Source organism: Mycobacterium sp. 360MFTsu5.1 (assembly GCF_000383495.1).
GTDB lineage: Bacteria > Actinomycetota > Actinomycetes > Mycobacteriales > Mycobacteriaceae > Mycobacterium > Mycobacterium mucogenicum_B.
The window spans coordinates 397,943-409,581 of sequence record NZ_KB911466.1; the positions used below are offsets into that span (position 1 = coordinate 397,943).

Annotated in this window: 12 protein-coding genes; 6 read left to right on the top strand and 6 right to left on the bottom strand. The window is 67.2% G+C overall.

The window, feature by feature from the left end; all coding sequences use genetic code 11:
• Positions 1-46: 46 nt before the first annotated feature.
• Together H289_RS0114255 and H289_RS0114260 are read right to left on the bottom strand one after the other, a co-directional pair.
• Positions 47-715, bottom strand: a complete 669-nt coding sequence (locus H289_RS0114255) for a cutinase family protein (RefSeq protein WP_029105230.1) — start codon at positions 713-715, stop codon at positions 47-49.
• Between the two features lie 15 nt (positions 716-730).
• The gene (locus H289_RS0114260; RefSeq protein ID WP_051128499.1) at positions 731-1,708 is read right to left on the bottom strand and encodes an EamA family transporter; all 978 of its coding nucleotides are present in this window, start codon (positions 1,706-1,708) and stop codon (positions 731-733) included.
• Between the two features lie 120 nt (positions 1,709-1,828).
• Here H289_RS0114260 and H289_RS0114265 point away from each other — a divergent pair, with 120 nt between their 5' ends.
• From H289_RS0114265 to H289_RS0114280, 4 genes are all read left to right on the top strand, one after another.
• Positions 1,829-2,383, top strand: a complete 555-nt coding sequence (locus H289_RS0114265) for a CGNR zinc finger domain-containing protein (protein WP_020101471.1) — start codon at positions 1,829-1,831, stop codon at positions 2,381-2,383.
• A 114-nt stretch (positions 2,384-2,497) separates the two neighbouring features.
• The gene (glpK, locus tag H289_RS0114270; RefSeq protein WP_020101472.1) at positions 2,498-4,015 is read left to right on the top strand and encodes a glycerol kinase GlpK; all 1,518 of its coding nucleotides are present in this window, start codon (positions 2,498-2,500) and stop codon (positions 4,013-4,015) included.
• Positions 4,016-4,130: 115 nt separating this feature from the next.
• Positions 4,131-5,486 carry a type VII secretion protein EccB gene (eccB, locus tag H289_RS0114275; protein ID WP_029105231.1) on the top strand — a complete coding sequence of 452 codons (1,356 nt, stop codon included), beginning with the start codon at positions 4,131-4,133 and terminating at the stop codon, positions 5,484-5,486.
• A 47-nt stretch (positions 5,487-5,533) separates the two neighbouring features.
• Entirely contained in the window at positions 5,534-6,646 is a 1,113-nt protein-coding gene (locus H289_RS0114280) for a glutamate--cysteine ligase 2 (protein WP_020101474.1), read from the top strand.
• Here H289_RS0114280 and H289_RS30535 read toward each other — a convergent pair.
• Both H289_RS30535 and H289_RS0114290 read right to left on the bottom strand, forming a co-directional pair.
• Positions 6,635-7,264, bottom strand: a complete 630-nt coding sequence (locus H289_RS30535) for a DUF308 domain-containing protein (protein ID WP_196810035.1) — start codon at positions 7,262-7,264, stop codon at positions 6,635-6,637. The genes H289_RS0114280 and H289_RS30535 overlap by 12 nt on opposite strands.
• Positions 7,265-7,485: 221 nt before the next feature.
• Positions 7,486-8,091 carry a TetR/AcrR family transcriptional regulator gene (locus H289_RS0114290; RefSeq protein WP_020101476.1) on the bottom strand — a complete coding sequence of 202 codons (606 nt, stop codon included), beginning with the start codon at positions 8,089-8,091 and terminating at the stop codon, positions 7,486-7,488.
• A gap of 134 nt (positions 8,092-8,225) precedes the next feature.
• Between H289_RS0114290 and H289_RS0114295 the strand changes: the two genes are divergently transcribed.
• The gene (locus tag H289_RS0114295; RefSeq protein WP_020101477.1) at positions 8,226-9,134 is read left to right on the top strand and encodes a hypothetical protein; all 909 of its coding nucleotides are present in this window, start codon (positions 8,226-8,228) and stop codon (positions 9,132-9,134) included.
• A gap of 129 nt (positions 9,135-9,263) precedes the next feature.
• On the opposite strand, the gene H289_RS0114300 is transcribed toward H289_RS0114295, so the two are convergent.
• Positions 9,264-9,755: a beta-class carbonic anhydrase gene (locus H289_RS0114300; protein ID WP_020101478.1), complete on the bottom strand. Its 492-nt coding sequence runs from the start codon at positions 9,753-9,755 to the stop codon at positions 9,264-9,266.
• 230 nt (positions 9,756-9,985) lie between these two features.
• Here H289_RS0114300 and H289_RS0114305 point away from each other — a divergent pair, with 230 nt between their 5' ends.
• Positions 9,986-10,849 (top strand): glycoside hydrolase family 16 protein, encoded by an 864-nt coding sequence (locus H289_RS0114305; RefSeq protein ID WP_020101479.1) that lies wholly within the window; start codon positions 9,986-9,988, stop codon positions 10,847-10,849.
• 112 nt (positions 10,850-10,961) lie between these two features.
• On the opposite strand, the gene H289_RS0114310 is transcribed toward H289_RS0114305, so the two are convergent.
• A complete protein-coding gene (locus tag H289_RS0114310; RefSeq protein ID WP_020101480.1) occupies positions 10,962-11,486 on the bottom strand; it encodes a hypothetical protein in 525 nt (174 codons plus the stop codon).
• Between the last annotated feature and the right edge of the window lie 153 nt (positions 11,487-11,639).

The following is an 11,639-nucleotide window of genomic DNA, read 5'->3' on the forward strand; positions in this document are numbered from 1 at the left end:
ACCGCGAGGCCGGATGTGGTTCGGGTGACAGACGCTCAAGGGCTGGTCAGACGCGGGATGCGATGAACTGCGCGGCCTGCCCGATGTACTCGGACGACTCATAACGCGAGTGCGCGAACGGGTTTCGGCCGCGCGAGCAGATCGGGTCGCCCCACAGGCACAGATCGACCGAGCGGTTCGAGAACAGGCCCATGGAGTCCAGCGGATGACTGAATTTGGCTGAGGGGTTACCGAATACGGCGGCCGCCGCGACGCGGCTCGCGAGGTCGGCGGGCAGCGGCGGTGCCGAGCCGACATCGCCGACCCGGTCGCCGAGCGGCGGAACGCCGGCCAGCATGTCTACCACCGCGGCGCCCTGCGAGTACCCACCGAGCACGATCTTGGTGCTGGGGCACTGCTGCGCCATCAAGGCGATGCGGTTCTGCGCGTCCGTCGCGCCGTCCTGTGCGGTGAGGAAGTCGTAGGACGCCGGGTACTCGACGGCGTAGCCGGTGACGGTGCGGTTGCCGACCAGGGGCTGCAGCGCGTCGACCAGGACCGAGCCGACGCGGCCCATGCCGGGGTCGTCGTGCGTGCCGCGGGCGAAGATCACCTCGATGTTCGGGCAGGGGTCCGCCTGGGCGGGTGCCGACGGCAGCAGCGCGGTTCCGGAGATGACGGTGGCGGCGATTGCGGCCACTCGGACCGACATGCTGAGCAAGGTCACGCGGGCCATCTTCACATATGGGGCTCAGCTACGGCCAATTGTTTGACCTGCTGGCAAACCCTCCGGACTGTCGGGCCAATCGTCATGCCAGGTCGCTTCGCCGCGGTCGCCCTGGCGGGCAAGCGCCAGGCCGGCCAGCACCACCGCGCCACCCAGCAATTGGATGCCGGTGATGGCCTCACCCAGCAGTGCCCAGGCCGCCAGGACGGCGAACATCACCTCGGACAGGCCGACCAGTGAGGCGAACCGGGGCTGCAGGCGGGCGATGCCCATGATGCCGAAGGTGTAGGCCAGCGCGGTCGGCACGATGGCCAGGGCGATGACGGGGACCAGCCAGGACGTCGACAGGCCGGCCAGCGTGGTGGGGTGGCTGGTGAAGGTGAGCGGCATGACGCCCGACACACCCAGCAGTGCCACCGCCGCGGCGCCGACGATCAGGCCGCCGGTGGCCAGGGTGACGGAGTGCAGGCCGGTGCCGTCCGCGCTGGCCTTGTCCGACATGACGAAGTAGCAGGCGGCGCAGACCGCGGCGCCCATGCCCCACGCGATGCCGGCCAGGCTGATCTGGGCTGCGGTGTGGCTGCCAGGCCCGACCAGGCCGAGCACCAGCGTGATGCCGGCGATGGCGATCGCGACGCCGGCGAGCGTGAGGGTGCTGGGCCGGCGCCGGGTCGTGGCCCACACCCAGCCGACGACCAGCAGGGGCGCGGCGTACTCGAGCAGTAGCGCCACGCCGACCGGCAGGTACGTGACGGCGTTGAAGTAGCACAGCTGGGCGCCCGCGATCGGGATGGCGCCGTAGGCGATGACCGTCCCTTTGTGGCTCAGGGCTTCGCGTACCCAGCCCCGGCGCAGGATGGTCGCGACGACGGCCATGATGAGCGCGCCGCCGGTCAGTCGGGCGACCACCGCGGCGGTGGGGCTCCAGCCCGCTTCGATCAGGGACTTGCCCAGGCCGCCCGCCATCCCGAAGGTGAAGGCGGATGCGACGGCGAAGATCATGCCGGTCCGGAAGTGGCCGGCCGCGGTGCCGTTCGACAAAGTCACGGGCCACCTCCGATGATGTAATGAGTGAAGTTGGGATTGGTCATGACGCTACGGAGGGCGGGTGTAACGAGTCAAATGAATTTCAGTCATGACACGGAGCTCACGCTGCGCGCGGCGTGTGTGTTGATCAACAGCGACCGGGTCGACGGTGACCAACTGGCCGATCTGGCGGCCCTCGACGGGTATCTGAACGACTTCGGCTGGACGGGCCGGCGCGACCGGGACACCGCGGAGCTGGCCGCGGTGCAGGCCCTGCGCGAACGGCTCGGGTTGCTGTGGGCCGCGGCGGACGACGAGGAGGCGGTGGTCGGCCAGGTCAACGCCCTGCTCAGTGACACCCGCGCCAACCCCTGGCTGACGCGACACCCCGAGATGCCGGAATGGCACCTGCACCTGGCGGCCGACCAGGACCCGCTCGCCCAGCGCATGGGCGCCGAGATGGCGATGGCCCTGGCCGACCTGATCCGCGCCGGTGAACTGCGCCGGCTCAAGACGTGTGCGGCGTCGGACTGCACCGCGGTGCTGATCGACATGTCGCGCAACCGATCCCGCATCTTCTGCGACACCGGGAACTGCGGGAACCGCCAGCACGTCGCGGCGTACCGCGAACGCCGCGCCCGCGAGAACTGACATTCGGCGTCCGACGCGCCCGCGCCGGTTGCCGCAATGCATCGCGTGACAGGCCTGCGTCTCCTACCGTGATGTCCGACAGCGGATGCAGCGTTTGAGCGGAAGGACGGGCCATTGGCCGAATTCGTGGCGGCCATCGACCAGGGCACCACCAGCACCCGGGCGATGATCTTCGATCACTCAGGTCGCGAGGTCGGACGCCACCAGCTCGAGCACGAGCAGATCCTGCCGCGGGCCGGGTGGGTCGAGCACAATCCCGTCGAGATCTGGGAGCGCACCGGCTCGGTGCTGCAGACCGCGCTGAACAAGACCCGGCTGTCGGCGTCCGATCTGGTCGCGCTCGGTATCACCAACCAGCGTGAGACGACCATGGTGTGGAACAAGCACACCGGCCGCCCGTACTACCACGCGATCGTGTGGCAGGACACCCGCACCGACCGCATCGCCTCGGCCCTGGAACGCGACGGCCACGGCGACGTCATCCGCCGCAAGGCCGGCCTGCCGCCGGCGACCTACTTCTCCGGCGGCAAGATCCAATGGATCCTCGAGAACGTCGACGGCGTGCGGGAGGCCGCCGAACGCGGTGACGCGATCTTCGGCACGTGCGACACCTGGGTGCTGTGGAACCTGACCGGCGGCACGCGCGGCGGCGTGCACGTCACCGACGTCACCAACGCCAGCCGCACCATGCTGATGAACCTCGAGACCCTCGACTGGGACGACGAACTGTTGTCGTTCTTCGGGATTCCACGCCAGATGTTGCCGACCATCGCGTCGTCGTCGGTGTCGGAGCCCTACGGGCTGACCGCGGCCGACGGCCCGCTCGGTGCGCCGGTACCCGTCACCGGCATCCTCGGCGACCAGCAGGCCGCCATGGTCGGGCAGGTGTGTCTGTCGGCGGGCGAAGCCAAGAACACCTATGGCACAGGCAATTTCCTGCTGCTCAACACCGGCGAGAAGATCGTGCGCTCCGAGCACGGGCTGCTCACGACGGTGTGTTACCGGTTCGGTGACGCGAAACCTGTTTACGCCCTTGAGGGTTCGATTGCCGTCACCGGATCGGCCGTGCAGTGGCTGCGAGATCAGTTGGGCATCATCGCGGGGGCCTCCGACAGCGAGACGCTCGCCCGCCAGGTCGAGGACAACGGCGGCGTCTACTTCGTGCCGGCGTTCTCGGGACTCTTTGCGCCGTACTGGCGTTCGGACGCCCGCGGCGCGATCGTCGGCCTGTCGCGGTTCAACACCAACGCCCACATCGCCCGGGCCACACTCGAAGCCATCTGCTACCAGAGCCGCGACGTCGTCGACGCCATGGCCGCGGACTCCGGCGTCCACCTCGAGGTACTCAAGGTCGACGGCGGCATCACCGCCAACGAACTGTGCATGCAGATCCAGGCCGACGTGCTGGGCGTCGAAGTGGTGAAACCCGTTGTCGCCGAGACCACTGCGCTCGGCGCGGCCTACGCCGCCGGGCTCGGTGTCGGCTTCTGGTCGAACCCCGACGAGCTGCGCGCCAACTGGCAGGAGCACAAGCGCTGGGCGCCGTCGTGGGACGACGGCCAGCGCTCCACCGGGTACGCCGGCTGGCAGAAGGCCGTCGGCCGCACCCTGGACTGGGTCGACGTCTCCTAGGGATTTGTGCACGGTTTTCCGCGGTTGGCGCGGAAAATCGTGCACAAATCCCTGGCGAGAATTGGTGTCGGGGCATGCGTCTGCCCGCGGTTAGGCTGCTAGCCGGGGGATGGACATGGCTCGGGGGCAGGGCGCGCAACTGGAGGCCAGCGGCCGGCGCTTTCAGACGCGGCGGCTGATCCACGCACTGGTGCGTGGCGACGCGGTGATGGTCGACGAACCGGTTCGCGCGCAATCGATTTCGTACGCGGCGGGCTGGCTCGCCGGGCTGCTGGCGGTGGCGGTATGTGCGGTCCTCGCGATCGCGTCACCGGCGGGCCGGCTGGGGGACGCGCCGATCGTCATGGTCCGGGACACCGGCGCGCTGTACGTCCGGATCGGGTCGACGTGGCATCCCGCCCTGAATCTCGCGTCCGCGCGGCTCGTCGCCAAGTCCGCAGCCAATCCGGTAGCGGTCGACGCCGAGGCGATCGCGGGCGCGCCGCGCGGCCCGTTCGTCGGGATCCCAGGTGCGCCAGCACAATTGGGCCAGCCGCTCGAGGCGGCGTCGTGGCAGGTGTGTGACAGCGGACCGACGGTACTGATCGCCGGTACGGACACGATCGGACCTGACGGTGCGCGGCCCATCTTGGCGACGGCGGCGGGTGAGCACCTGGCCGCCACGTATCTGCTGTACGGCGGCAAGCGCGCCGCGGTGGACCTGCGTGACCTCGCGGTGGTCCGGGCGCTGCGGCTCGACGGCGTGACGCCCCGGCCGGTGTCGCGATCATTCCTCGACCTGCTGCCCGAGCTGCCCGCGATCACCGCGCCGTCGATTCCGGGGCTCGGGAGGACGGGGCCGGGCGGCTTCGTCGTCGGGCAGGTGCTGCGGGTGAGCCGCGCCGACGCTCCCGAACATCACGTGGTCCTCAGTGGCGGTCTGCAGCGCGTCGGCGACGTGGCGGCCGACGTCATCCGGTTCACCCATGCCGTGGCCGACGGCGACCTTCGCACCGTGCCGCCGGCGGCCATCGCCACCATTCCCGCGGTCCACGATCTTGCGGTGTCGACGTTTCCGGACCAGGCGAGCCCGCCACTGCCGAGCGAGGCCCCGGTCTGCGCCCGCTGGCGCGCCGACGGCGACCGCGCGGATACCTTTGTCGTGCAAGGGAAACTGGATGCGGCCGCGGCCGCGGTGGCGCTGGCGCAGGAGGACGGCGACGGTCCGAACATCGATGCCGTGGCATTACCGCCGGGCCGGTATGCGTACGTGCACGCCACCGGGGTGACCGGTGGATCGGTGACCGGACCGCTGTACCTGGTGACGGACAGTGGCGTGCGGTACGGCATCCACGGTGCCGAGACGGCGAAGTATCTCGGGGTGGAGGGTGCGCCGCTGCCCGCACCGTGGCCGCTGCTGGCCCGGTTGCCGGGCGGGCCCGAATTGAGTGTGGCGGCGGCCGAGGTGCTGCGCGACGGCCTGTCGCCGTAGCGCCGCGGCAGGTTTGCCATGGTGGCCTCGGGGGCATTCCGGGTGCCATGACCGACGTGCCGACTTTCGGGGTGGAGGAGGAGTTTCTCCTCGTCGATCACCGTGACGGTGCGCCCCTACCGCGCAACCAGGCGGTCGCGGAATATGCGGCCGCGCGCGGTGTCGACCTACAGCTCGAGTTGACCAGGTGCCAGGTCGAGACCACCACCGCGGTGATGACCACCAGCGGCGATCTGCGTGCGGAACTGACCCGGCTGCGTCGCGTCGCCACCGAGTCGGCGGAAGCGCAGCGGGCGCGGCTGCTGGCCGTCGCGCTACCGCCGACGGTGCCGCACGCGTTCCCGGTGACAACCAAAGAGCGGTATGCCCGCATCGCCGATCGGTTCGGCATGATCGCTCATGAACAGGGCATCTGCGGGTGTCACGTGCACGTCGAGGTGCCCAGTCGGGCGGCGGCCGTCGACGTCAGTAACCGGCTTCGGCCCTATCTGCACCTGCTCCTCGCGCTGAGCGCGAACTCCGCGATCTACCGCAACACCGACAGCGGTTACGCCAGCTTCCGGGGCGTGCTGTGGACCCGCTGGCCGAGCGCCGGACCGCCACCATACTTCGACTCGGTCGAGGACTACGACGCCGTCACCAACACCCTGACGCGGGCCGGTGCGGTGCTCGACGACGGCATGCTCTATTGGGATGTGCGGCCGTCTGCCAATTTCCCGACCGTCGAGGTGCGCGTGGCCGATGTGCCGGCAACAGTGGCCGAGACCGTGTTACTGGCCACGCTCATCCGGGCCGCGGTGATGACGGCGCTGGACGCGGGCGAGCGCGGGGAACCGGTGCCACGCCTTGCTGATTGGACGCTGCGGGCCGCGCACTGGAAGGCGGCGCATGACGGCCTCGACGGCGAGGCGATCGACTTGGCGGGCGACTGCTCGATGGCGCCGGCCCGGGTTCTGCTCGCCGGATTCATCGAGCACCTCCGCCCGGCCCTCGAAGCGCTGGGTGACTACGACATGGGCCGCGACGAGTTGGCCCGCATCGCCGAGCAGGGCAACGGGGCCATGCGGCAGCGTCGGGCCTGGCGACGCCGCAAAGATGTCGCCGATGTCATGTCCGAATTGGCCACGGCGACAACGACGTTCGATCCGCTAGCCCCGTGACCGTCGACTGAGCTTCGCGGTGCGTGCGTCCCCGTCGTGCGGGGCGGGAATTGCCTTGGCGCGGCTGGCCTTAACCGTCAACCAGACTGCTGAAATGAGAAAGTAGATCGCGCCCATCGCCGCGTATCCGGCAAGGGTCTTGGCCGACTCGATGGTCGGCGTGTGGGCCTGGGTGATGAACAGGCCCCCGACGAGCGCCGATTGGCCGCCGCTGAGTGCCATCGCCCATTGCGCGCCGACCTTCCAACGTCGAATGGCGGTGATGAGTTGCAACAGACCGGCAAGGGTGGCCCACGCGCCGAAGACGGCGAGTACCCACGTCGTACCTGCGAGCAGGGCGTAGGCAGCCACGATGGTGACGATCAGACTGACCGCAACGTTGATCAACTGGCTGCGGTTTTGCGCCGGTCCACCGCTTCGCGCGGCATCCCAGAAATTCGCGGCGGCGTCCCATAGCGGATAGAGGATGAGCCACCCCGAGGCCAGCGTAAGGCTGTGCTGCGCGAGCGTTAGCGCGACGGCAACCCACGCGAACGAGGCGGCCGCGCGAACGAAGTAATAGGTCCTCAACCACTGCTCGCGGTTGGGCTCAGACAGGCTTGCTTGCTGAATCGACATGATTGTGTCCTCTCGATGGGTGCGGACGAGCATCCCGACGCCGGGGCAATCCACTGCACCGCAATGGATTTGGCGCGGGCATCTTGGGATTCAGATGATCCGCGGTGGAGCGTTGGGAATGGATAGCTGCGACGAATCGGCTTCGGCGGGGTGCGGCGCGTTGCTTGCCGGCGGCTGATGGCGCTTCGGCGGCCTGTTCGTTGCCGGCAATGACGCCGTGGTCACAAAGTTGCCGCCGGTGCGGTGCCCGAAGCGTCGAGTCGGTTGACCAGAGGGGTTGTGACGGTAGCGAACATCTTGGCATCGCCGTAGGCGCGGGCGGACAGCATCGCGCCGTGCACCGTGGCCATGAACATCTCCGCGTCGACGCGGGGACTTGTCTCGATTCGAATCAGTTTCTGCTCGGCGCCGCGTTCGAGAACCGACGTCAGCCACGCCGACAGTGCGCGAAAGTGAGCGGCCACCTCGTTGGCGACTTGTTCTGGGAGGGAAGGAAGTTCGGCGGCCAGAAGGGCGCAGACACAAAACGGATGCGTCGCGTCGGCGATGCAGGTACGCCAGTAATCGACATAGCTGCGGAGCCTGCCGACGGGATCGTCGACGTGGCGTTCTATCTCGGCCAGTCCGGAGAGGGCCTCCTGTCGGTAACGGCTCACCACTGCGCAGACCAGATCGGCCTTGGTGGCGAAGTGGTGGTGAATGCTCGGCTTGCGGATGCCGATTTCGTTCGCGATATCGGCGTAGCTGAATCCGTTGTATCCCCCAGCGATGATGAAACGTCTTGCATGAGCAAGGATTTCGTCTGCCGTCGATGGAGATTGTGCCACGATTCGCAGCCTACCTTCTAGTAGGTAGGCAGTCAAACTTGAAGCGGATGACGGTGGTGGATTGCCCTAACCGGCGCCGCCGCTGCCCCGAAAATCTGTTGGCTTCGCCATTGCGCGTGTGGATGCTGTGTCGAGTGGAAGCACTCGCTCATTGGCCGTCGTTGAACGATCAGGTCGCGCTGGCCAACGAACTGTACAGCTCACCCGTAGGCGAACAGAAGGTCGCCGACTGGCTCGCTGAGCAGGTCCGCCTGGTCCACGATGTCGACTTCGCCCAGGACTTCGCCGCACATGTCCAGCTACCGGGCATCGGGCCACTGGAGTACGCCCACCGCCACGTTCGCACCACTCTCGGCGAGCTGCTCGGCGGGATCCGGTTCTACTCACGCAACATCGCCCGCCCGTTCGTCGACGTCCTCGCCCACAGCTTCGACGACCTCGACGCCCTCGCCGACTGCGTACTGGGCGAATGGTCAGTCTTCAGCCCACGCTACCTGCGCCTACGTACCGCGCCCGGGCTCCTCACCGGTAGACCAGGGGTCATCCTCGACGAGACGATTCACCTCGCCCGATACCGGGACATGCCCCCTGCCGACGGCCGCGTCGTCCTCGACCGTTTCGAGGATCCCGAGGACGCCATCGCGCTCGTCGAAGCTCGCTATGCCGCTGTGGCCGCCACGGACCCGACTCTGGCCAACAACCTGTCCATCGCAACACCAGATGAGCTGCGGTACTGGCACCGTAGCGATCAGCTCCGCGCCGTGCGCCGTCAGGACACAACGATCGGTGTCCTCGCCATCGCGCCCGGCGCGATCGGGTGGATCACTGGTGAGGAAATCAACGAGGAAGTCATCAGCGATGCTCACGCAGGCCACCGGTACGCGGCCTCAGCGCAAAGCGCCTGGGCTCACTGCGTTGCCACGGATACCGACCAGCTGCTGATCGGCACCATCGACCGCCATAACCACGCCTCACGTGCGACCGCTCGACGGGCCGGCCGACCGAGGGCCCTCGACGACGTCTTCATAGCGATTGCAAAGTGACAGAATTTTGAGAATTCCTATCCTTCTAATCGAGCGGCCCGCCGGGCCAGCACACGCCGAGTATCGCCGACCCGATCGAAAGCGGCGATGATGTCGTAGTCCACGATTCGTGGCGTTCGCCTTCGCGTTTCAGACGGCCACCTCGTTGAGCTTGCCGGTCGCCACGTCGAAGATGAAGCCCCGCAACGATTCGTGTTTGGTCACGAACGGGTTGGCCTCGATGCGGCGCAGCGACTGGCGCACGTCCTCAGCGATGTCAGAAAAGGCTTCGGCGGCCCATGCGGGTTTCAGGCCGGTTTCGTCCTGTATGGCCTTCTTGAAGTCGTCATCGGTGAAAGTCAGCATGCCGCAGTCCGTGTGATGAATCAGGATGATCTCTCTGGTGCCCAGCAGCCGTTGGCTGATCGCCAGAGAACGGATTTCGTCGTCGGTGATGACGCCGCCAGCGTTGCGGATGACGTGCGCCTCACCCTCTCTGACTCCCAGGATGCGGTACACGTCCAGTCGGGCGTCCATGCAGGCGACGACCGCGACGTGCTTGCTCGGGGGTAGAGGCAGCGGGCCGGTGAAGGACTCGGCGTACGCCTGATTGTTGGCGAGGTATTCGTCGGTGACGGTCACGCGCAGATTCTCCTGTTCGCGTTGCTGACGGCTTGCCTTCGCAGTTGAGCGTATTGACAGTCCCGACGGGGTGGGAGGATCGAAATCAGTCTGATCCTGACGATTAGGACTCTTGGGGTCCGCGCCATTTGCGGGCGGTGCCCCTCCTCGCTGGACGGCGGGATGGCGTGTCCTGGACGCGAGACCGGCACAATTTTAGTTGCATCGCCTAAGATTTCGGAGTGCCCGATATGGATCGCCGTAGCGTCATGATGATGGCCGGGCTGGGCGTGGCTGCGGCCGTGCTGCCCCCGGCCAAGGCCGGAGCCCAGCCGAACGCGGTGTCGCCGGGCCCTGGATTCGCCCCCGCCGCACCTGCAGGGTCGGCCGGCGCGCCGGCGATGCTGTTCCAAGACGAATTCAACGGCCCCGCGGGCGCGCCGCCGGATCCGGCGTGGTGGTTCATCGTGCCCGAGCGTGAGGTCATCCGGAATCCTGTCGAGTGGGATCAGCCGTACAACATGGGCCGATACGTGACCGACCAGGAGCACGTGTTCCAGGACGGCAAGGGCAACTTGGTCATCCGAGCGACCCGAGGCCCCGGTGCGAACATTCAGGAGCGTTATGCCAGCGCCAAGATCGTCGGTAACTGGCGCGGTGGCATCGGCACGACGTGGGAGGCTCGGGTCAAGCTGAATTGCCTGACCGACGGTGCCTGGCCCGCTTTCTGGCTGCTCAACGACGATCCGGCTCGCGGTGGCGAGGTCGATCTGGTGGAGTGGTACGGCAACCGGGATTGGCCATCGGGGACCACCGTGCACGCCCGGTTGGACGGGACGTCGTTCGCCACTGACCCGCACCCGTTCGACAGCGGTTGGCATACCTATCGAATGACCTGGCAGCCCAGCGGAATGTACTTCTGGAAGGACTACGCGCCGGGCATGGAGCCGTTCTGGTCGGTGCCGGCCAATTCGCTGGACGATTGGCCGTTCAACGATCCGGGTTACACCCTGGTCCCGGTGTTCAACCTCGCGGTGGGTGGCTCGGGCGGCCGCGAACCAGGTGGCGGCCAATACCCGGCCGAGATGCTGATCGACTGGATTCGCGTCTTCTGATCAATCGGCCGGCGTCCGCGGGCTGGCTCAGTTCTGCAAAGCGTCACAGCTGACCGCGGTACACCTATCGCTGGCTTCTCTGGAGGCTTGGGCGAGCATCGCGCATTTCGAACTACCAGCGCAGCATCGGCATGGGGTGCAGCGGGTGCTTCAGGGTCCAGCTTGCGGCGGTCCGAACAAGCAGTGCCTGAAAGCCGAGATACGGGAATGCTTGCACGACTTGGGCGATGTCGGCGCGGGGCACTCCGCTGCGGATGAGTCCGCGTGATAGGTCGATGCGATCCGCGACGCGAAAAGTCTCGGTCCACCGGTCCTCGCAGGGACGCAGCTTGTGATGCCACTCGACCATCTGTCGGGCGCGCTCGACGTTGTCGACGCCGTAGGCCGATGCCAACTCATCGACGTACTGAAGTGACGGTTCGATGTAGTCCCAGCCGGTGGTCCAGACGCCGATGTCGTGCAGGGCCCACGCCAGTGCGACATCGTCGGGAATCACGTTCAACTGCAACAGTATTCGCTGGTAGTTGAGGCAGCGATAGACGTGGTTGCGGTACCGCTGCGCGTCGGGTCCCAGGAACTCGTGAAAGCGGGCCAGCACGTCGTCGGTGACGGCGTGCGCGTCGATCAATTGGGTCATTGGTGGTCTCATCGGGTCGTGGCGAGCGTCCTACATTCGAAGCTCTTTGCGAACAGGGGTGTCTCGACGGTGTTGTGCCGGGCGATCGATGCCTGACTTCCGGTAGCGGCCTGATCGGCTGGGATGCCGTGGTGCTGAAGAAACTCAAGATAC

What these genes read in the sequence shown, in the direction of transcription:
- H289_RS0114255 (WP_029105230.1), bottom strand. Translation starts at nt 715, where the DNA reads ATGGCCCGCGTGACCTTGCTCAGCATGTCGGTCCGAGTGGCCGCAATC.
- H289_RS0114260 (WP_051128499.1), bottom strand. Translation starts at nt 1,708, where the DNA reads ATGATCTTCGCCGTCGCATCCGCCTTCACCTTCGGGATGGCGGGCGGC.
- H289_RS0114265 (WP_020101471.1), top strand. Translation starts at nt 1,829, where the DNA reads ATGAATTTCAGTCATGACACGGAGCTCACGCTGCGCGCGGCGTGTGTG.
- eccB (WP_029105231.1), top strand. Translation starts at nt 4,131, where the DNA reads ATGGCTCGGGGGCAGGGCGCGCAACTGGAGGCCAGCGGCCGGCGCTTT.
- H289_RS0114280 (WP_020101474.1), top strand. Translation starts at nt 5,534, where the DNA reads ATGACCGACGTGCCGACTTTCGGGGTGGAGGAGGAGTTTCTCCTCGTC.
- H289_RS30535 (WP_196810035.1), bottom strand. Translation starts at nt 7,264, where the DNA reads ATGTCGATTCAGCAAGCAAGCCTGTCTGAGCCCAACCGCGAGCAGTGG.
- H289_RS0114305 (WP_020101479.1), top strand. Translation starts at nt 9,986, where the DNA reads ATGGATCGCCGTAGCGTCATGATGATGGCCGGGCTGGGCGTGGCTGCG.
- H289_RS0114310 (WP_020101480.1), bottom strand. Translation starts at nt 11,486, where the DNA reads ATGACCCAATTGATCGACGCGCACGCCGTCACCGACGACGTGCTGGCC.